The 18276-nt window shown below is 66.2% G+C and carries 20 protein-coding genes; 6 read left to right on the forward strand and 14 right to left on the reverse strand.

Going from position 1 to position 18276, the window contains the following annotated elements; genetic code table 11:
• The first annotated feature begins 233 nt into the window (after window positions 1–233).
• Both QFZ70_RS16605 and QFZ70_RS16610 read left to right on the forward strand, forming a co-directional pair.
• Window positions 234–689 carry a lipopolysaccharide assembly LapA domain-containing protein gene (locus QFZ70_RS16605; protein WP_307097166.1) on the forward strand — a complete coding sequence of 152 codons (456 nt, stop codon included), beginning with the start codon at window positions 234–236 and terminating at the stop codon, window positions 687–689.
• A 288-nt stretch (window positions 690–977) separates the two neighbouring features.
• On the forward strand, window positions 978–2426 hold the full coding sequence (locus QFZ70_RS16610) for a cytosine permease (RefSeq protein ID WP_307097168.1): 1449 nt from the start codon (window positions 978–980) through the stop codon (window positions 2424–2426).
• Between the two features lie 53 nt (window positions 2427–2479).
• Here QFZ70_RS16610 and QFZ70_RS16615 read toward each other — a convergent pair whose 3' ends face one another.
• Together QFZ70_RS16615 and QFZ70_RS16620 are read right to left on the reverse strand one after the other, a co-directional pair.
• The gene (locus QFZ70_RS16615; RefSeq protein WP_307097169.1) at window positions 2480–2902 is read right to left on the reverse strand and encodes a DUF4190 domain-containing protein; all 423 of its coding nucleotides are present in this window, start codon (window positions 2900–2902) and stop codon (window positions 2480–2482) included.
• Window positions 2903–2948: 46 nt separating this feature from the next.
• Window positions 2949–3824 carry an NERD domain-containing protein gene (locus QFZ70_RS16620; protein WP_307097171.1) on the reverse strand — a complete coding sequence of 292 codons (876 nt, stop codon included), beginning with the start codon at window positions 3822–3824 and terminating at the stop codon, window positions 2949–2951.
• Between the two features lie 249 nt (window positions 3825–4073).
• Between QFZ70_RS16620 and pgm the strand changes: the two genes are divergently transcribed.
• Window positions 4074–5750 carry a phosphoglucomutase (alpha-D-glucose-1,6-bisphosphate-dependent) gene (pgm, locus tag QFZ70_RS16625; protein ID WP_307097173.1) on the forward strand — a complete coding sequence of 559 codons (1677 nt, stop codon included), beginning with the start codon at window positions 4074–4076 and terminating at the stop codon, window positions 5748–5750.
• A 5-nt stretch (window positions 5751–5755) separates the two neighbouring features.
• On the opposite strand, the gene QFZ70_RS16630 is transcribed toward pgm, so the two are convergent.
• The gene (locus tag QFZ70_RS16630; protein WP_307097174.1) at window positions 5756–6241 is read right to left on the reverse strand and encodes a 2'-5' RNA ligase family protein; all 486 of its coding nucleotides are present in this window, start codon (window positions 6239–6241) and stop codon (window positions 5756–5758) included.
• Between the two features lie 198 nt (window positions 6242–6439).
• Entirely contained in the window at window positions 6440–7045 is a 606-nt protein-coding gene (locus tag QFZ70_RS16635; RefSeq protein WP_307097177.1) for a malonic semialdehyde reductase, read from the reverse strand.
• Between the two features lie 199 nt (window positions 7046–7244).
• Here QFZ70_RS16635 and QFZ70_RS16640 point away from each other — a divergent pair, with 199 nt between their 5' ends.
• Window positions 7245–8597 carry a uracil-xanthine permease family protein gene (locus tag QFZ70_RS16640; RefSeq protein WP_307097179.1) on the forward strand — a complete coding sequence of 451 codons (1353 nt, stop codon included), beginning with the start codon at window positions 7245–7247 and terminating at the stop codon, window positions 8595–8597.
• An 11-nt stretch (window positions 8598–8608) separates the two neighbouring features.
• On the opposite strand, the gene QFZ70_RS16645 is transcribed toward QFZ70_RS16640, so the two are convergent.
• The 5 genes from QFZ70_RS16645 to QFZ70_RS16665 form a co-directional block, all read right to left on the reverse strand.
• Window positions 8609–9586: an SGNH/GDSL hydrolase family protein gene (locus QFZ70_RS16645; RefSeq protein WP_307097181.1), complete on the reverse strand. Its 978-nt coding sequence runs from the start codon at window positions 9584–9586 to the stop codon at window positions 8609–8611.
• Entirely contained in the window at window positions 9583–10452 is an 870-nt protein-coding gene (locus QFZ70_RS16650) for a GAF and ANTAR domain-containing protein (protein WP_307097182.1), read from the reverse strand. Before QFZ70_RS16650 ends, QFZ70_RS16645 begins: the two co-directional genes overlap by 4 nt.
• 101 nt (window positions 10453–10553) lie before the next feature.
• Window positions 10554–11453, reverse strand: coding sequence for a glycosyltransferase family A protein (locus QFZ70_RS16655; protein ID WP_307097183.1), 900 nt, complete (start codon window positions 11451–11453; stop codon window positions 10554–10556).
• Window positions 11454–11633: 180 nt separating this feature from the next.
• Window positions 11634–11996 carry a hypothetical protein gene (locus tag QFZ70_RS16660; RefSeq protein WP_307097185.1) on the reverse strand — a complete coding sequence of 121 codons (363 nt, stop codon included), beginning with the start codon at window positions 11994–11996 and terminating at the stop codon, window positions 11634–11636.
• 47 nt (window positions 11997–12043) lie between these two features.
• A complete protein-coding gene (locus QFZ70_RS16665) occupies window positions 12044–12943 on the reverse strand; it encodes an SDR family oxidoreductase (protein ID WP_307097187.1) in 900 nt (299 codons plus the stop codon).
• Window positions 12944–13155: 212 nt separating this feature from the next.
• On the opposite strand from QFZ70_RS16665, the gene QFZ70_RS16670 reads away from it, so the two are divergent.
• Together QFZ70_RS16670 and QFZ70_RS16675 are read left to right on the forward strand one after the other, a co-directional pair.
• Complete coding sequence (locus QFZ70_RS16670; RefSeq protein WP_307097189.1) at window positions 13156–13653, forward strand: DUF6328 family protein; 498 nt, start codon at window positions 13156–13158, stop codon at window positions 13651–13653.
• A 146-nt stretch (window positions 13654–13799) separates the two neighbouring features.
• Window positions 13800–14111: a LuxR family transcriptional regulator gene (locus QFZ70_RS16675; RefSeq protein ID WP_307097191.1), complete on the forward strand. Its 312-nt coding sequence runs from the start codon at window positions 13800–13802 to the stop codon at window positions 14109–14111.
• A 33-nt stretch (window positions 14112–14144) separates the two neighbouring features.
• Here the strand turns inward: QFZ70_RS16675 and QFZ70_RS16680 are convergent, their stop codons facing one another.
• From QFZ70_RS16680 to QFZ70_RS16700, 5 genes are all read right to left on the reverse strand, one after another.
• Entirely contained in the window at window positions 14145–15269 is a 1125-nt protein-coding gene (locus QFZ70_RS16680; RefSeq protein WP_307097193.1) for a glycerate kinase, read from the reverse strand.
• An 88-nt stretch (window positions 15270–15357) separates the two neighbouring features.
• Window positions 15358–16167 (reverse strand): SDR family oxidoreductase, encoded by an 810-nt coding sequence (locus QFZ70_RS16685; RefSeq protein WP_307097194.1) that lies wholly within the window; start codon window positions 16165–16167, stop codon window positions 15358–15360.
• Window positions 16168–16183: 16 nt separating this feature from the next.
• Window positions 16184–16603, reverse strand: a complete 420-nt coding sequence (locus QFZ70_RS16690) for a hypothetical protein (RefSeq protein WP_307097196.1) — start codon at window positions 16601–16603, stop codon at window positions 16184–16186.
• 94 nt (window positions 16604–16697) lie between these two features.
• Window positions 16698–17147: a hypothetical protein gene (locus QFZ70_RS16695; protein ID WP_307097198.1), complete on the reverse strand. Its 450-nt coding sequence runs from the start codon at window positions 17145–17147 to the stop codon at window positions 16698–16700.
• 132 nt (window positions 17148–17279) lie between these two features.
• Window positions 17280–18053, reverse strand: coding sequence for a class I SAM-dependent methyltransferase (locus QFZ70_RS16700; protein WP_307097918.1), 774 nt, complete (start codon window positions 18051–18053; stop codon window positions 17280–17282).
• Window positions 18054–18276: the final 223 nt, after the last annotated feature.

Here is an 18276-nt window from a genome sequence, read left to right on the forward strand (position 1 = left end):
TCTGGGCATTCCCTAACTGGCGCAGGACACCAGCCCCGCGCACCCCGTCAGCTGAACGGAGCGAGGAGAGGGTCTGACGCCTGCACTGCAAATGACAACGGAAGGGACTCCAGCGGAGGCCCTTCCGTTGCGTCGAGGGGCGGCGCCTCTCCCGCGTTGTGCTGCAGGAAGACCTCCTACTAGGGTAGGACAATAAGCATGCTTATTATTACGCCCCCAGGAAGGGAAGCATCATGAGCACCGGAAACTACCCGTCCCCCGCACCTGACCGACAGCCGGAACCTGGCAACGGAAACTACTCCGACGCGCCGTCCTCGGCCGGGACCTCCTCCGCCGCTGATTCCGGGGCCCCCGGGACCGGCGTAAGCCCGAACAGGCCGGCTGCAGATTCCACTCCAGCAACTGCAGCCCGGCCTGCTGCAGACCAGCCGGGGGTGACCCGGGCCGGAGTTGTGTGGGCCGCCGTCGTCGCCGCCTTGGTACTCCTGATCCTGCTGATCATCTTCATCCTGCAGAACCAGGACCAGGTGGCCGTCCGCTACTTCGGGCTCGAAGGATTCGTCCCGCTCGGAATGGCACTGTTTATCGCAAGCGTGACCGGCGGGGTACTTGTTGCCGTGGCCGGCGGAGCCCGCATCCTGCAGCTTCGCAGGAATGCCCACCGCGCCCGGTCCCCGCAGCGGAAGTAGCACGACGGCGGCCGGTGCCTGCTGCGCCTAGCAACAGAACCAGCGCGGCCGGTTGGCCGCCCGGAGGTGAAGCGACAGGGCACAGGATCCCAAGCGGAAGGGACGCGATGCTGGCCCACATCGAACTGGTGTCGGACGTGGAACTGCTCCGCCGAGGTCCCGCACAACCCGACACGCCGCAACCAGCCAACACTGTCTCCCAGCCCAGACAGCGTGGCACCAGTTCCGGTTCTCTTTGCGCGCCCGAACCGGTGTGATGGAACTTACGTTCTTCACAAGGAGTTGGCCATGGCCGCCACAAGCAGTGCCGTAGAGGCACGATCGATTGAAATGATTCCGCCGCGCGAGCGCCACGGCCACCCGCGGGGGCAGTTCACGCTCTGGTTCGGCGCGAACGCCCAGATCACTGCCATCGTTGACGGTGCCCTCGCGGTTGTTTTTGGTGCCGATGCTTTCTGGGCGATTGTGGGGCTGCTGGTGGGCAACGTGGTGGGCGGCGCCGTGATGGCCCTGCACTCAGCCCAGGGACCCAAACTCGGCCTGCCCCAGATGATCTCCAGCCGTGCGCAGTTCGGCGTCTACGGAGCAGTCATCCCGCTGGTCCTGGTGATCCTGATGTATGTAGGGTTTGCCTCCACCGGGACGGTGCTCTCCGGCCAGGCGATCAACCTGATGCTCGGTGTGGAAGCCCCGGCGGTCGGCATCCTGATCTTCGGCGCCGCAACCGCCCTGCTCGCGATCTTGGGTTACAAGTACATCCATGCCCTGGGCCGCATCGCCACAGTGGTGGGCGTGGCGGGATTCCTGTACCTCACCGTCGCCGTCTTCACAAAGTTCGACGTCACCCAGGTGATGATGGTCAAGGGCTTCGAATGGCCCACGTTCCTGACCGCCATCGCGCTCGGGGCGGGGTGGCAGCTCACGTTCGGCCCCTACGTAGCGGACTACTCCCGCTACCTGCCCGCCGGCACTTCCGAACGCAGAACGTTCTGGTACACCTTTGCCGGGTCTGTTGGCGGCGCGCAGTGGGCCATGACTTTGGGCGCCATCGCCGGCGGGCTCTCGGCAGCCAAGCTCGGCGGCGACTTCCTGAAGAACCAGGTTGGCTACATGGGCGACCTTGCCGGCGGCGGACTGATCGCCATCTTCATCTACCTGATGATTGTCACCGGCAAGCTCACCGTTAACTGCCTCAACGCCTACGGCGCCTTTATGTGCGGCGTCACCATCAGCACCGCCGTCAACCGCCGGAACTCGGTTTCCAAAGCCATGCGGATCTTTTTTATCATCGCGGTGATAGCGGCCAGCGTCCTCATTGCGCTTTTCGCCAGCAAGGACTTCCTGAACCTCTTCAAGAACTTTGTCCTGCTGCTGCTGATGGTGTTCACTCCCTGGTCCGTGATCAACCTCGTGGACTACTACAAGATCTCCCGGGACCGCCTGGACATCCCCGCGCTCTATAACCCGGACGGACGCTACGGCCGCTGGAACGCCGCCGCCCTGGTGTCCTATGGAATCGGCGTCGTGGTCCAGATCCCGTTCCTCGCGCAGGCGCTGTACACAGGACCCGTGACCCGCTGGCTGGGCGGCGCGGACATCTCGTGGCTGGTGGGGATCGCTGTCACCCTCGCGATCTACTACCCGTGGGCGAAGGCCACCAACCGCGCGCCGGCCGAATCGATTTATCCGGACAGCCCCGCGGAGACCCTTCCGCTCCCGGCCGGGACCAAGGCATAGAGGCACGACGGCGGCTTGGGCACCTCAGCCCCGGGCCGCCGTCGGCTGCTGGTTCAGAAGGTGGAGGTGGTACCGGTGGTGGTACTCGCGACGGCCAACCCGATAATGGCCAGCAGCCACAACGCACCGTAGCCCAGCAGGCAGAGGTACCCCAGCACCAGGCCCGTGATCGACATGCCCTTGCCGGACGGTTCGCGTTTGAGCGCCATGTGGCCGGTGATGATGGCGGCGATCTGCGGCAGGAGGAGGAAGCCCATGATCACCGAGGCGATGCCGCAGACCATGCTCGCGATGCTGAGTGTCTTCGGCTCGGGCACGCCGTAGTAGCCGGGCTGGCTGTAGGGGATTCCGCCTTGGCTGTACGGGCCCGGCTGGTATGAGCCCGGCGGCTGGTTGTACGGGCCCGGCTGGTATGAGCCCGGCGGCTGGTTGTACGGGCCCGGCTGGTTGTACGGGCCCGGCGGCTGGTCAGTCAAAGTTTCCCCCTTGGAAGTTTTGCTCTCCAGCCTACCGGCGGCAGGTCTATTGCCCCCAGTACGGCAGCACGTAGACGGCGAAAATAACGAACGCGGCCAGGAGTGCCAGTGTTCCTGCCCCGGTTGTGCCGTGCCGGCGGGCCTCTGGGTTCCGCCTGCCAGCGGCCGTTTCCGGCGCGGTCCCCCGAACCCTGGATCGGGGAGGCATAGGACGGGCAGAGACGCGCCGGGCAGGCACGGGACGATGCTCCCTATCGCTGTTCGAGGGCGCCTGACGCGGGTCAACCGGCCTTACCACCGTGCCCGGCCTGACATTCCTGAACGCCGTGATGCCCGGCTCCTGTTCATGCGTGAGCTGCTGGCCGAGGTGGGCGTAGAGCCCCACCACGGCCTGCTGGTCCAGCACCGGGGGCAAGGCCTCGATGGCCCCCACAACACGCTGGGCGCCGGCCACGGGCACGTCCGCGTTCGTCACACCAAAGAGATCCGGCTGCGCAGCCATACAGATCAACGGACGGACCAGCCTGCGGTGTGGCGGCGCCATGACGGAGGCGACGGCGGCGCACTGGGCCAGCGCGCCTTCTACCGCCTGGGTGCGTGCGTAGCGGCCCTGCCACAGCACACCGGAGGCCACCCGGACTTCGCCGGTCCAGTTCTTGGCGTCCACCACCACCACGCCGCCCGGCCCCACCAGGACGTGATCCAGGTTGGCCTTGGGCCGACCCGGCCAGTGCACGTCGTGCAGCACGTACCAGCCGCGCGGCACCAATTCGCTGAGCTTCTCCTCCACCACCCGCCCGTGGGCGGCGCCGGCATCCCAGGCCTTGGTGGAGCGCTCTGCCTGGTCGAGCTGGCGCTTGAGCCTCGCGACCCTTTCCGCAGCCAGCCTGGAATGCTCCGCTGCCCCGTCCCCTGCCCCCATGGCCCGTCCCTGCTTTCCCGACTGGAATACCGACGGCGGAAGGCCGCCGTCGCCCTTTTGCTTGCGGACATTCCGCCCGATTTTTCGAAAGTAACAGTGTGCAGGGGCGCCGGTATATAAGTACTTTGATGGCCCTGTACTCAGGTGGGCTACTTGGTTGATGACGTTGTTCCGTCACAGGGCCGGACACAGTGGCCGGATTGTGGACGGGTCGTTTTGACTGCGGCCCGGGTCTGGCATGCTGTAGCCATGGCTAGCCGCGCGGGTACAGTTGCCCAACCCCAGGACCTTGTTGACATCACTGCCCTCCTTGACGCGTATTACGACATCACACCGGATCTGGGTGATCCAGGCCAGCGCGTGGCGTTCGGCACTTCCGGGCACCGCGGCTCGAGCCTCAAGGCGTCATTCAACGAGAAGCACATCGTGGCCATCACCCAGGCCATCGTGGAGTACCGGGCGGGGCAGGGCATCACTGGCCCGCTGTTCCTGGCCAAGGACACCCACGCCCTCAGCGAGCCGGCGCAGAACTCCGCGCTCGAGGTGCTGGCTGCCAACGGCGTCCAGGTCCTCATCGACGCACGCCACGGCTACACCCCCACCCCTGCCCTTAGCCACGCCATCCTCACCTACAACCGGAACGCCGGCGCCGGTGCTCCCCAGGCTGACGGCATCGTGGTCACCCCCAGCCACAACCCGCCGGCCGACGGCGGCTTCAAGTACAACCCCCCGCACGGCGGGCCCGCCGATTCGGATGCCACCGGCTGGATCGCCAACCGCGCCAACGAACTGCTCGAAAACGACCTGCGCGGTGTGAAGCGCATCCCGCTGGCGGACGCGCTGGCCGCCGACACCACCGGCAAATTCGACTTCCTCAGCAGCTACGTGGATGACCTGCCTTCCGTCCTGAACCTGGATGCCATACGCGAGGCCGGCGTCCGCATCGGGGCTGATCCCATGGGCGGCGCTGCTGTGGACTACTGGAGCGAGATCGGCGAGCGCCACCACCTGAACCTCACAGTGGTCAACCCCACCGTGGATCCGCAGTGGGCCTTTATGACGCTGGACTGGGACGAGAAGATCCGGATGGACTGCTCCTCCCCCGCCGCCATGGCCTCGCTGATCCAGCGCATGGCCGATGCTTCGTCTTCGGGCCAGCCGGCGTTCGATATTGCCACGGGCAACGACGCCGACGCAGACCGCCACGGCATCGTCACACCTGTTGTTGATGGGGTGGGCGGGCTGATGAACCCGAACCACTATCTCGCCGTCGCGATCGACTACCTGTACCGCAACCGCAGCGGCTGGAACCCCAACTCGGTGGTGGGCAAAACGTTGGTGTCCTCCTCCATCATCGACCGCGTGGCGGAGAGCCTGGGCCGCAAGCTGGTGGAGGTCCCGGTGGGGTTCAAGTGGTTCGTTCCGGGGCTGCTCTCCGGCGAGGGTGCATTCGGCGGCGAGGAATCGGCCGGTGCCTCCTTCAATAAAAGGGACGGCAGCGTCTGGACCACGGACAAGGACGGCATCCTGCTGGCCCTGCTCGCCTCCGAGATCACTGCGGTCACGGGCAAGTCCCCGTCCCAGCTCTACAAGGGCCTCACGGACCAGTTCGGCGCGCCCGTTTACGCCCGCATTGACGCAGCAGCCACGCGGGAGCAGAAGTCGGCACTTGGCAAGTTGTCGCCGTCGGACGTCACGGCAACTGAGCTGGCCGGCGAGCCGATCATTTCCAAGCTCACCGAAGCCCCGGGGAACGGCGCGTCCATCGGCGGGCTCAAGGTGGTCACGGAGAACGCCTGGTTCGCTGCCCGCCCGTCCGGCACGGAGGACGTCTACAAGATCTACGCCGAGTCCTTCAAGGGCGAGGAGCACCTCAAGCAGGTGCAGGCGGAAGCCAAGGCCCTGGTGGACGGCGTTATCGCCTAAGCGGTTTAGTCCCGGCTCCACAGTTTGAGGATGCGCCGGACGGTTCGGTCACCGTCCGGCGCCATGTCCATTAGCGCGATCCGGTCCAGCACGACGGCGTCGCCCGGGTTCAGCCGTTTGTCACCGTGGTGCGACACGTGGGGCCGGTAGCCGGACAGGGTGTGGGCCGGCGTCAGGACTTTGCCGGCAAGGCTCCTGACTGCGGCAACCAGCTGCTCGTGCAGTGCCTGCAAGTCCTTTTGCGGCTGGATGAGGCTGACGGCCACGGACCCGTTCCGGCCGAACCCGGCGTCCTCCCCTACGGTGAGAGTCGCACCCAGGGCCGGCTCGGCGAGCGGGCCCGCCACTGCGGCGAGCTGTCCGGCAGCACCGTCACTGTCGACGTCGAACCTCACCAGCGTGATGTGCAGGGGCCAGTGCGTCCGCGGGAAAACCAGCTCGTCCGTCACGGGCTCGACGAAGGCCACGAAGATGAGGTTCCGTACGGGCATAGCCATAGTCTGCCACTGCCCCACGACGCTCTCTCAGTTAATGCCGGTTGAACACAAACGCTCTCTCATGGGTGAACTGGTCCCCGGAAGTTGGACTGAGAAATTCAGTTTCGACTTCCGGGGACCAGTTCATGGGTGAGAGAGCGTCTGGCCAAAAGGCGCATTAGGTGAGAGAGCGTCGGGTTGGACGGTGGGCGGTTAGACGGTGCGGACGACGTCCTCGTAGGAGAACTTGGGCTTGGCTTCACCAAAAGCGTCCTCTGCGGGCCGGCCGATGTTGACCACCAGGAAGCTCTTCTGGTCGCCCTTCGGGAAGAAGGCGGCGTCAATCGCGCCGAAATCTGCGCCGGTCATGGGGCCTGCGGCAAACCCAAGGGAGCGGACGGCCAGGATGAAGTAGCCGGCCTGCAGGTGGGCGTTGTTGCTGCCCGTGGCGGCGGCGAGTTCCGGGTTGGCGTCGTACATGGCCTTCGGGGCGTTGTAGCCGGGGAGGAAGTTGTCCCACTGCCCGGCCCAGTCGGTGTCGTAGCTGAGGATGGCCACGAGCGGCGCGGAGGCGGTCTTGGCGCGGTTGCCCGGCATGAGGGCTTTAACGAGCGTGGCGCGGGCCTCGTCCGACCGGACGTAGGTGACCCGCAGCGGCTGGGAGTTGAAAGCCGTGGGGCCGAACTTGGTCAGCTCATAGATGGCCTGCGCCTGCTCGTCGGTCACCTCTCCGGTGAAGGAGTTGGCTGTGCGGGCCTGGGCAAAAATGGCGTCGACGGCGGCCGAATCGATTACTGCTTCTTCGTGGGCAATGGTCATTGGCTTACCTTTCGCTGCGCCTCCCTCTGCTTGGGGCGGCCTCGATGCTTTCCATCCTTGCAACTTCAACTAACCGGGGCCTCTTCCCGTAACGGCGGGTGACGTTGGGCACAGCGGTCCGGCAGCGAACGCTGGCGGTATTCTGGAGCCAGTTGATCTTCGCCCTCCGAGGCACCACCCTTTTGAAAGGCCTCCGCCCATGAGCATGCTCGGAATCAAATGGAAGCTGCACGGCACCGGCAAGTCCATCAAGCCCGGCCACGTTGTGGCACCTGATGAGCGGCTCGCCTGGCCACTGACCATCGGCGTTGGCATGCAGCACGTGGTGGCCATGTTCGGCGCCACGTTCCTGGTGCCCATCATCACCGGCATGCCGCCCGCCACCACGCTGTTCTTCTCAGGCATCGGCACTCTGCTTTTCCTGGTGATCACCAAGGGCCGGGTGCCCAGCTACCTTGGCTCAAGCTTCGCGTTCATCGCTCCCATCATGGCGTCCCAGCAGCAGTTCGGCGTGCCCGGGGCACTCGGCGGCGTGGTGCTGGCGGGCGCAACCCTGGCCCTGGTGGGCGCCATTGTGCAGAAGTTCGGTGCAGGCTGGATCAACCGGCTCATGCCGCCGATCGTCACCGGTGCCATCGTGGCGCTGATCGGCCTTAACCTTGCCCCCGCCGCCAAGAACAATTTCGACGCCGCCCCCGTCACCGCCGTCGTCACGCTGGCCACCATCATCCTGGTGAGCGTCCTCTTCCGCGGCATCCTGGGCCGCCTGAGCATCCTCGTGGGCGTGGTGGTGGGCTATTTCGTGGCCATGCTGCGCGGCGAGGTGAGCTACGGGAAGATGGACGCCGCCGCCTGGGTGGGCCTCCCGCAGTTCCAGACCCCCGAGTTCCATGTGGGCGTCCTGGGCCTGTTCGTACCCGTGGTACTGGTGCTGGTGGCTGAAAACATCGGCCACGTTAAGTCAGTCGCCGCAATGACCGGCCAGAACCTCGACGGCGTCTCCGGCCGCGCGCTGATGGCCGACGGCGCCGCCACCGTCCTGGCCGGATTTGGCGGCGGTTCCGGAACCACCACTTACGCCGAGAACATCGGCGTTATGGCCGCCACCAAGGTCTACTCAACGGCGGCCTACTGGGTGGCGGGCGTCTTCGCCATCCTGCTGAGCTTCTCCCCCAAGTTCGGCGAGCTCATCGCCACCGTTCCGCCAGGTGTTTTGGGCGGCGCCGCCACCATGCTGTACGGCATGATCGGTATTCTGGGTGTGAAGATCTGGGTGCAGAACAAGGTGAACTTCTCGAACCCGGTCAACCTCACCACCGCAGCCGTGGCCCTGATCATAGGCATCGCCGACTACACGTGGACCATCGGCGACCTCACGTTCACGGGCATCGCCCTCGGTTCCGCCGCCGCCCTGGTGATCTACCACGGCATGAAGGCCATCGCGAAGGCCCGCGGCACCGTGGCGGAGCCCGAGACAGAGCAGGCCGGCCTGCCGCCGGCAGCCAAGGCGGCCATGAACGCAGCAGCCAAGCGCGCGCCCAAAAAACGCTAGCGCCACATCAGCTAAGCCACTTCACCGGCTTCCTCCGCGTCCTCAGGCCCGTCCCCGCCCTCCGGCCCGGAGGCGGTCCGGAGCCCGAAGCCGTCCGCCGTCGAAATACCGTCCTCCGGCAGGTTAGCCACGCCCATTCCGGCCGGATGGCCGGGAGGGAACGGACCAGGCAGGCCAACGCCGAAGACCGGGCCCGCCTGCGGCCGCTTCGCCGCCAAAGACTCCACCGAGTGGGGCCGCAGGCGGTCAAGGACCCAGGGGAACAGGTACTGCCGCGCCCAGATCAGGTCATCCGCCCTGGCCTGTTTCCAGCCATGGGACGGAACAGGCCGCGGCTGCAGGGTCTTGAGCGCATGCGGCACCCCCAGCGCGTCAAGGGTGGCGACGGCGACTACGTGGTGGCCCAGCGGCGAAAGGTGCAGCCGGTCCCTGTCCCACATCCGGGCGTCGTGGAGCGCCGGCAGGCACCACAGGTCCACCATCACCGCGTGGTGGCGTAATCCGATGGTGTGGAGGTGTTCGTTGTAGACGGCCAGCCTTCCCCTGATCTGGCCGAACACCGGCGTACTGCCCCAGTCCGGCCCGGCGAACAGCAGGACGGTGCCGGCGGTTCCAGCCAGCTGGCCCACGGCCGAGTCCATCTTCTCGGCCAGCTTGTCAGGATCACCGCGGTGGAAAACCACATCGTTTCCGCCGCCGGACATTGCTGCCAGGTCCGGTTTGAGGGCAAGGGCCGGCTCGAGTTGCCGGTCCAGGATCTCCTGGAGCACCATTCCCCGCACCGCAAGGTTGGCGTAGGCGAAGTCGCTCTGGCCGTGGCTGAGTTCCTCGGCGGTCCGGTCAGCCCAGCCGCGGAGCCCGCCGGGGCTGCGGGGCTCCGGGTCGCCGATTCCTTCGGTGTAGGAGTCGCCGAGGGCTACGAAGCGGTGCCACGGGTGCCGCTCAGCCGGCGGCCGCCCGGGGCGCGTCTCTTGCTCTTCGATGGTCATGCCGGCCGTCCTTTCGCCGTCGTCGTCGTCGTGGAAGGGTAGGTTTCCGGGGCAGCAACTGCCTCGAGCGGCTGGTCCAGTTCCGCCGGGGCCATCAGGCGGAAGTCCTCCAGGTCATCAGCCAGGTCCCGCCGGGGCGCTGACGGATCCCTGCCGGGGCCAGGAGCAACAACATTCAGGGCCGCATCCCGCAGGCCCAACTCGTGGTGCGACGCCTCCCGCTGCAGGAAGCGCAGGGCACCTTCCCGGCTGAGGCCGTACTCGTCCATGAGGCTGCGCACCGCCAGATCCACCAGGACCAGCGAACTTTGGGCGACGGCAAGGCCCGCCGTGGCCTCTGCCCGCTCGGCCACCCTGACCACTACGCGCAGCGAGCGCGCCACCTGCTGCACGTAGCTGCGGCTTCGGAGGAGGTCATCACTGGTAAACGCATGGGGCGAAGCTGCATAAAGATTGATGGCTGCACTCGTCCCGCCCTCGGACACGATGGGCACTGACAGGAGTGACCGGACACCGTGGCCGGCCGCGGCACTCGCGTACCCGGGCCAGCGCCGGTCCCGCCCGACGTCGGAAAGCAATACGAACTCGCCGCTGCGCAGCGCTTCGATGACCGGTCCGTCAGCAAAGGAACACTGTTCCCGGTCCGCCTCGCGCGCCCGGTCGGTGCTTGCAGCCAGGGTGCGCGCCTTCCCGAGGCGGAAGAGGGTGGCGGCCCAGCCGATGCCGCGGATTTCGCCCTTGATGTCCGTCATGAACTCGCGGGTGACCTCCCAGAGGTAGTTTTCGACGTCCTTGCTGTCGAAAACCGGCTCCGGGGATAGTGGAAGCGGTCCCCAGCCGACCTGCTCCGGATGTCCTGCGGCCATGTTGCACGCCTTGGTTGAAGCGCTGGCGGCCTACTGCAAAACCTGGTTCTAAGGATACTCCCGCTCCGTGCGTGCGGGAGGCGGCAGCGGGGGTTGCCTACCTAGTCTGCTGCCGCGGCGTTCCCTGCGTATGCCTGCGCGTTTGCGCTGAGTACGACGTCGTATGCCTCCACCCGCCGGTCCGTCACCGTGGTGGGTGACTCCAGATGGACCGCGCCCGAGGGCAGGATCCCGGCGGCTCCGTACCTTTCCATGACCTGCCATTGGGCCACAACGTCCTCGCCCGCGTGGTCAACGGGAAGGCTCGTCCAGAAGGCAAAGCCACCGGCGGTGTTCAGGGCTTCCCGGCGGTAAAGCACGCAGCCGCCAAGCCAGGCCACGCGGTAAGGCACCCACTCCCCCGGTTCCAGGGAAAGGTCCGCGCTGAGATGGCTGAGGTTTGCGGCGTTGTGAAGCGGCCAGCGGTCAAATCCAGGGGCACCCGGCCGGATGCGCTCCGCGGTCACGGGACCGTCCCACGCTTCAAAGCCGGCTGTCTGCTCCGGCCGCCTGTCATCAAGGTAGGACAAGCCCTGCGGAGCCATCCCGACAAAACCGCAGTGCAGCTCGTCGAGTGCCCGGCTGAGCCGCTCCAGCGCTCCCGGTTCCAGCCAGATGTCATCATCAAGGAAAAGGCACTGCTCGGCCGTCGACTGATCCAACAGGAACTGGCGGTGCTCCGCCAGTCCGCGCCGGGGCAGGTGCCGGAGCAACGTGACCGGGCGGCCCTGGGCTTCAAGGACGCGGACCATCGCCGCTGCCGCCGGGTGTTCCCAACCGGGAGAATCCGTGGACTGGTCGCTGACCACCACGCGGAAGGGCGGGTCGGCCTGCCCTGCCAGCCCGGCCAGCGTCACGGCCAGTTCTGCCGGGCGGTTGCACGTGGGAATCAGCACGTCCACTGCAACACTGACCGGCACCTCGACACGCCGTGCCCACTGTTCCGATGATTTCCTGCTCACACCCAACCTCCCGGCGCCTGCCTCGGCATAGATAGTGAATGGGGTTCGTCGTGTGCCGTACCCACATCAGCGTCGATGTATGCCCGGGCACGGCGAAGGCCTCCGCCCGGAGCCGCACGTGGCAACGGGGGAGGCCTTCAGCGGTCAGGTGCACTGCTTGAGGGAGCGGCACCTCACCGGTTACCCGGCGTCGAAGCTCTCGCCGCCGTCGTCGTTCGGTGACTTTTCCTTGGGCAGGTCGTTGCCGCTGCCGTCCGGGATCCCGGTGGCTTCCTGCCCGGGCTCGGAGGACACCGGGGCCGAGCCCTGGGAGTCGTCGTTCGACTCATCCAGTTCAGCTTCCCCGGAGGGGAGATCCACATCCCGGGGCACGGGATCGCTGCCGGTGCCGGACTGCGGCTCATTAGTGTCCACGCCGCCTGTGCTGCCTGCGGCCGGGCTGTCTACGGAGCCCTGGGCTCCTCCCAGTTCCTGCTCAGCGGTGGGAGTGCCATATCCGCCGGGGTCCGATTCCGGCTGGGCGTGCTGGTTTTCCTGCGTCATGGTTCCTCCTGTTGTGCGTTGGATGAAAACTGAACGTCGGGGGCTGCTCAGAGCCCCTTTCCGCCGGTGACCGGCAGTACGGCGCCGGAAATGTAGGACCCGTCCTCTGATGCCAGCAGCACGTAGGCCGCGGCAAGCTCGGCGGGCTGCCCCGCGCGTTCCAGTGGGGTGTCCTGGCCGAACGTCGGAAGCTTATCCGGCCATTCGGTCGCGGGAATCAGCGGGGTCCAGATCGGTCCGGGAGCCACCGCATTGACCCTGATGCCCTTGGGGCCAAGCTCCTGCGCCAGCGCTTTGGTGAATGCCACCTGGGCCGCCTTGGTCATGGCGTAGTCGATCAGGCCGGGCGAAGGATTGAAGGCCTGGATGGAGGCCGTGGTGATGATCGAGGCACCCGGCTTCAGGTGGGGCACGGCCGCCCGCGCTGTCCACAGCAGCGAGTACAGGTTGGTCTTGAAGACCCGGTCGAATTCCTCGGTGGGCAGTGACTCCAGGCTCTCGCGGTTCTTCTGGTACGCCGCGTTCAGCACCACCACATCAAGGCGTCCGAACTCGGCCGCTGTTTCATTGGCGATCCGGGTGCTGAACTCCTCTTCGCGGCCGTCACCGGGAAACAGGAGGACCCGCTGGCCCGCTTTCCGGATCCAGTCCGCGGTGTCCTGGGCGTCTTCCTCCTCTTCGGGCAGGTAGGAGATGGCAACGTCGGCGCCCTCGCGGGCGAAGGCGATGGCGGCTGCCTTGCCAATGCCCGAATCGCCGCCTGTGATGAGGGCTGACTTGCCCTGCAGCTTCCCGTGCCCCTCATAGCTGAGTTCCCCGTGGTCCGGCTTGGGCTCCATGGGCGCCGTCAGGCCGGGCTGCTTCTGCTCCTGCTCGGGGAACCCGGCGGTGTGGTAGCCGCCCCGGGGATCCTTTGGCTGGTCTGTTTGCTTTTCCGTCTCGCTCATAGTCCGCCTACTCACTGTGTCGGTTTTCCGAGGGCCCAGCCGTGCACCGGCCCTTCGAAGCTATCCCGGCCGGAGGAGCAAAGTCCACCGTTCCGTGCAAATCATCAGTAAACTTATCAAATGTGGGGCGCGGCGCAACGTTGCCCTTTGTTTCTGGGTACTTGGGGAGTAGCAAGGCTCCCAGGGACTGGGCGGCGCAGAAAGGAGAAGCAATGTCGGATGTGGAGGATTACACCGGCCGGACAGGCAGGAATGAAACCCGTGAGGAACAGCTGGACCGCAACTGGGCGGAACTGCTGCAGGAGATGCGGGTGCTGCAGATGGGCGTACAGATCCTGGGCGGCTTCCTGCTGACCCTGCCGTTCCAGGAACGGTTCGAAGACCTCGATGACTTCCAGGTTGCCCTCTACCTGACCAACGTGATGGTCGCTGCGCTGACCACAGCGCTCATCCTTTTGCCGGTCAGTGTCCACCGGCGGCTCTTCCGGAAGCGGCTTAAGGAGACCCTGGTTTCCAGCGGCGACACCATCGCCAAGATCACCCTTGCCGGAATCGCGCTGTTGAGTGCCGGCACAGCGGCCCTGGTGTTCGACGTGACCGCAGGACGCACAGCCGGCCTCACCGCCGGCGGAGCATTGATGGCCGTGATGGTGGTCCTGCTGGTCTACGTGCCCATCCACCTGAACAGGCGCGCCGAGGCCGGCCGGTAACTTACCACCCACAACACGGCTGCACGGCGCCCGTCCGCCGAACCGGATCCCGAGCCGGCCTACCACGCTGATGTCCAGCTACAACCCATGCCCTTACCAGCCACGCGGCCGGACAACAAGCCGCGGGACAACGACAGGAGAACCCTATGAAAACACTTTTGAAGATCGCACTGGCGGCCCTGCTGGTGCTTGCAGCACCGGCACTTTCGCTCGGCGCCGCCCATGCCTCGCCGGCCGCGCACACCACGGCAACTACTGTTGCGCTGTCCGCCGCCTCCCCCACGCCTTCGCCCGGGGATACCAACTCAGCCGGCCCGGTCAATCCGGGAACGGGGGAATCAGCTGAGAACGAGTCCACCCGGCTGGATTACACGCCGTGGGTTATCGGTGCAGTGGTCCTGGTGGCGCTGATCGCGATCCTGGTCTGGCAGCGCCGGCGCAACAAGACCATCGTTTAGCCGCCCGGCGCCCGGTAGCGGCGCCGCACTTTCCTAAGCGCCTTCAAGTACCTGGCTTGTAGCCCAGGCCAGGTACTTGGCGGCGTTGGCCACTGCATCCTCCGGGCTTGCCGCCACGTCCAGCAGTTGGGCAGCAGCAACCACTCCGTGCCCGGCGAGGTCCTCGGGAGTCACCAGGATCCTCCCGGCCACCACGATGACCGGAATGCCGCGTTCCCTGGCAGCATCCGCGAGCGCGATGGGGGCTTTGCCAGTCAGTGATTGGTGGTCCATGGATCCTTCCCCCGTGATCACCAGGTCGCTTTCCGCCAGCTGACCTGCCAGACCCGTCAGTCCCGCCACCAGCGCGAACCCGCCTTCCAGCGCGGCGTCGGTAAAGGCAAGGAACGACGCCGGGAAGCCGCCGGCGGCGCCTGCCCCCTCGATGTTGACGTCCCGGCCCGTTGCTTCGCGCAAGAGTGACGCCCAGTTGCGGAGCCCGGCGTCGAGCAGCTCCACGGCCTCCTCGTCCGCGCCCTTTTGCGGGGAAAAGACGTGTGCGGCACCCAGCGTGCCGTAGAGCGGGTTCCGTACGTCCACGGCGATACGGAAGCTGGTGGCGGCCAGCCGGGGGTCCAGTTCGGAGGAATCCAGCGCCACAATGTCGGCGAGTGAGCCGCCACCCAGCGGCACCACATTCCCGGCCCGGTCCAGCGGCTTCAGGCCCAGGGCGCGCAGGGCGCCGCTGCCGCCGTCGGTCATTGCCGATCCGCCGAGCCCCAGCACAATTTCCGTGGCACCGGCGTCCAGCGCTGCCGCAATCAGTTGGCCGCAGCCGTAGCTGTGGGCACGGACCGCGTTGGCGGGGGTGGGCTCCATCTCGGCCAGGCCGGAGGCCTGCGCCGTTTCAATGACGGCGGCAACCCTGCCGCCGTCGCCCTTCCGGATGGCCCAGGCCGCGCCGACAGGGGCAAGGATGGGGCCTACCACCGCATTGATCCGCTCCTCGTAGCCGGCAGCGACGGCCGCTTCGAGGGTTCCCTCGCCGCCGTCGGCGATGGGGAACTGTGTGGCGACGGCATCCGGGTAAACGCGCAGGGCACCCTCCGCGATGGCGGCAGCTGCTTCAGCGGCTGTGAGGGAACCCTTGAACTTGTCCGGAGCAATAAGAATGCGCATGGGCTCCATCATGCCAGCACCGGCGAGGAAAGCGCTTGCCAGATGTCATACGGTGGGGCACCTTTCCCGCAGGTCCGGCCGGAAGCTCCTACCCTTCGCGCCATTCGTGGCCGGTAATGTGCGAGCCGCCCTGCGGGCCCATCTGCAGCATGCCGCCATCCACCGCCCAGGAAGCGCCGGTGACGTAGCTCGAAGCGGGCGATGCGAGGAAGGCAATCACGGCAGCCACTTCCCGCGCGTCGCCCGGCCTGCCCAGCGGTACGCCGGGCCGGTCCTTCGTCGTCGGGTCCTCATCCTCCTGCCCTGTCATGGGGGTGGCTATCTCGCCGGGGGCAACGCTGTTGGCGGTAATGCCGTGCTCGGCGAGTTCCAGGGCCAGCGTCTTCATCAGCCCGCCCAGGCCGTGCTTGGAGGCGTCGTAGGCGGACGATCCCACCCGCGGCTGGAACTCGTGCACGCTGGTGACGGCAATCAACCGCCCTCCCCTGCCGGCCTGGACCATGCGCCGGGCGGCCGCCTGCAGGCAGACGAAGGCGCCGTTGAGGTTCGTGTCCAGGGTTTGCATCCAGGTGTTTACATCCAGGTCCAGGAACTTGGTCCCGTCGCCGGTGCCGGCATTGTTGACGAACACGTCCACCCCGCCTAGCTCCTCAGCCAGTTCCTCGATTACCCTGCCGGCGGCCCCGAGCTCAGTGGTATCCAGCTGCCGCACCACTGCCTTACGTCCCAGGCTCCGGATTTCTTCGGCTGTCGCTTCGGCGCCCGCCTTGTCCGAATGCCAGGTCACGCCCACGTCCATGCCCGCCTTGGCCAGCGCAACGGCCGTGGCCTTCCCGATGCCGGAGTCTGACGCGGTGACAATGGCGGTGGTGGGGCTGAACCCCGTGGTGTCCTTCATGGTGGCTCCTTTGTCTTCAGGCCGGACGGCGGAGTTCCGGCGGCGAGGGGTAACCGTCATCCTTGGAGTCGCCCGCGGCGTCCCGCATGGTCAGGAGCGGGACGGCGAAGGTAACCACCGGACGGGCGTGTGCGTCGTCAGCCGACTTGACCGTAAGGCTCCTGGTTCCGGGCGGCACCGAGGGGGTGAATACCTGGAGGTTGCGGGAGCCCAAATTCGCCGAGTTGAGCAGCGAATACTCGGTACCGAAGTGGTCCTGGAGGATGATGTTGGGCTCCGGCCCGTCGTCGGACGCCATCTGGATGTTGACCACCAGGCCGCTGGTCCAGATCTCGACGGACAATACGGTGAATGCGGTGCTGTCCGTGACGTGCCGGCCGTAGGTTGGTGGCAGCAGCATCCCGCGGAGGGAACCGGAAGGGATAAGTTTGCGCATGGTTGTTCCTGTTGGTTTTGCGCCTGCCGACGACGGGACGGCACCGGAGGTGATCCGGTGCTGGTCTTGCGGGGTACGGCTGGACGAATGCGGCTTAGGCGTCTTCCCGGCCAGGGTTTTCAAGCCGGAAGAAGTTTGATTGTTGGCCGTCGCTGCGCTGTTCCTGGTATATGAAGTTCAGCTGGCGGGAGTCAAAGGTTTCAAACCATTCCTCCCAGCTGACGTGGCGGAGCTTGTCATTTTCGCCACCAAAGTCGATCCGCAGCACGCCAAGGTGGTCACCGTGCTCGGTGCCTTCCACCGTGGCGGGAACGCCGTCGCGGTCCTCTGCCCACTGCCTGATGACTTCATGGTGCGTGGTAACCAGGCTCCGGCCCTCGCGCTCCGGTTCGTCTTCCGTTGAGGTGACCTCCTGGGAATACTTCAGTGATTTGGATGATTCCGGTCCAGTGCGGACCTTCCCGTCGTCCGGGCCTGCGCCCAGGTCCTCTTCGTCCTGGTCCGTTTCAGACTCGCGGCTCTTACTGCCTTTGTCCTGCGCCATGGTGGCCATCCTTCCCCTACGACTAACTAGTAAGTCTACTTACTATGTAGCCTCCCGCTCCGCCTCCCTGTCAAGGGGGCAGGTCCATGGGACGGGGCGGATGAAGATTGTACCTCTGCCCCTTTCGTGCGGCTAGGTCCGGGGACGCGCCACCGCGTAGTAGCCGGGGATCAGGCTCTGCTCGGCCACGTCCGTCATCGGGTTCGTCTGGATAGCGACGGCACCGTCCTCAAGGAGCTCCCAGGTTTCCCCGGGAAGGACACGGGCCCGTTCGGCAGGGCCAAAATGGCCGGGCATGGGCAGCTCACGGATGGCGCGCTCCAGCGGCGCCGGAATACCCCTGGTAGTTGCTCCCAGGTGCGAGACATAGTCCACGGGGTTTCCCTGGAAGTTGGTTTCTGCAAGGAATACGGTGCCGTGCCTGCCGGCCAGGCTCCAAAGGTTTTCCGCCAGTGCCATCTGGTCATCGGCGGTGAGTACGTGGAACACGCCGCGGACAAAGACGTTCGCCCCGCGTTCGTCCGCCAGCCCGGTTGCAGCGCCAGGCGCTGTCATGTCCCGCACCTCGTAGCGGACGCACCCTGCCCCGGCGCCCTCCTTTTCGGATTCAGACCGTGCGCGCTCAATTGCATGGGCCGAGACGTCTACGCCAACTACGGCTGGGAAGACCCCGGCGAGCGCTCGCGTGAAGCTGCCGTGCCCACATCCCACGTCAACCGTGGGAAGCGCCGGGTCCAGGTACCGCACGAGCACCTCCTTGTACCCCAGGAATTCATGGTCCCTGCCGGAGTCCCAGAGAACCTCGCCATCCGCTCCGGTCACGTTGATGCCTGCCCAGTACCTGTCCCACGCCACCGGCCGGTCCTTGTGCGCGGAGCGGGACAGGCGGACGAGTTTGGGAATCATCAGGTACTTCTGCCAGGCAGAGCGCACTGATTTCGCTGGAGAGGACACGGATCAAATATATGGGTTGCGCTGCCAAACCGGCGGCCGAGCGTCCCGTTTGGCCATGCGGGGTGGTCCGCGTCCGGTTGTTTCGTCACTCTTGCGGGATGTTCAACTTCTTCGGGTCCATCCAGCCTGCGTCCGCCCTACAATGTACTCAACTGGGAGCGAAGGGGGCATTGTG

The organism is Arthrobacter sp. V1I9 (assembly GCF_030817075.1).
In the GTDB taxonomy this organism is placed as follows: Bacteria; Actinomycetota; Actinomycetes; order Actinomycetales; family Micrococcaceae; genus Arthrobacter.

Bases quoted from the DNA above. Each gene is read 5' to 3' on its own strand.
- QFZ70_RS16685 (WP_307097194.1), bottom strand. From the start codon at position 16,167: ATGAAGGACACCACGGGGTTCAGCCCCACCACCGCCATTGTCACCGCG.
- QFZ70_RS16695 (WP_307097198.1), bottom strand. From the start codon at position 17,147: ATGGCGCAGGACAAAGGCAGTAAGAGCCGCGAGTCTGAAACGGACCAG.
- QFZ70_RS16690 (WP_307097196.1), bottom strand. From the start codon at position 16,603: ATGCGCAAACTTATCCCTTCCGGTTCCCTCCGCGGGATGCTGCTGCCA.
- QFZ70_RS16670 (WP_307097189.1), top strand. From the start codon at position 13,156: ATGTCGGATGTGGAGGATTACACCGGCCGGACAGGCAGGAATGAAACC.
- QFZ70_RS16700 (WP_307097918.1), bottom strand. From the start codon at position 18,053: ATGATTCCCAAACTCGTCCGCCTGTCCCGCTCCGCGCACAAGGACCGG.
- QFZ70_RS16605 (WP_307097166.1), top strand. From the start codon at position 234: ATGAGCACCGGAAACTACCCGTCCCCCGCACCTGACCGACAGCCGGAA.
- QFZ70_RS16665 (WP_307097187.1), bottom strand. From the start codon at position 12,943: ATGAGCGAGACGGAAAAGCAAACAGACCAGCCAAAGGATCCCCGGGGC.
- QFZ70_RS16620 (WP_307097171.1), bottom strand. From the start codon at position 3,824: ATGGGGGCAGGGGACGGGGCAGCGGAGCATTCCAGGCTGGCTGCGGAA.
- QFZ70_RS16640 (WP_307097179.1), top strand. From the start codon at position 7,245: ATGAGCATGCTCGGAATCAAATGGAAGCTGCACGGCACCGGCAAGTCC.
- QFZ70_RS16680 (WP_307097193.1), bottom strand. From the start codon at position 15,269: ATGCGCATTCTTATTGCTCCGGACAAGTTCAAGGGTTCCCTCACAGCC.
- QFZ70_RS16675 (WP_307097191.1), top strand. From the start codon at position 13,800: ATGAAAACACTTTTGAAGATCGCACTGGCGGCCCTGCTGGTGCTTGCA.
- QFZ70_RS16660 (WP_307097185.1), bottom strand. From the start codon at position 11,996: ATGACGCAGGAAAACCAGCACGCCCAGCCGGAATCGGACCCCGGCGGA.
- QFZ70_RS16610 (WP_307097168.1), top strand. From the start codon at position 978: ATGGCCGCCACAAGCAGTGCCGTAGAGGCACGATCGATTGAAATGATT.
- QFZ70_RS16630 (WP_307097174.1), bottom strand. From the start codon at position 6,241: ATGCCCGTACGGAACCTCATCTTCGTGGCCTTCGTCGAGCCCGTGACG.
- QFZ70_RS16645 (WP_307097181.1), bottom strand. From the start codon at position 9,586: ATGACCATCGAAGAGCAAGAGACGCGCCCCGGGCGGCCGCCGGCTGAG.
- QFZ70_RS16650 (WP_307097182.1), bottom strand. From the start codon at position 10,452: ATGGCCGCAGGACATCCGGAGCAGGTCGGCTGGGGACCGCTTCCACTA.
- pgm (WP_307097173.1), top strand. From the start codon at position 4,074: ATGGCTAGCCGCGCGGGTACAGTTGCCCAACCCCAGGACCTTGTTGAC.
- QFZ70_RS16635 (WP_307097177.1), bottom strand. From the start codon at position 7,045: ATGACCATTGCCCACGAAGAAGCAGTAATCGATTCGGCCGCCGTCGAC.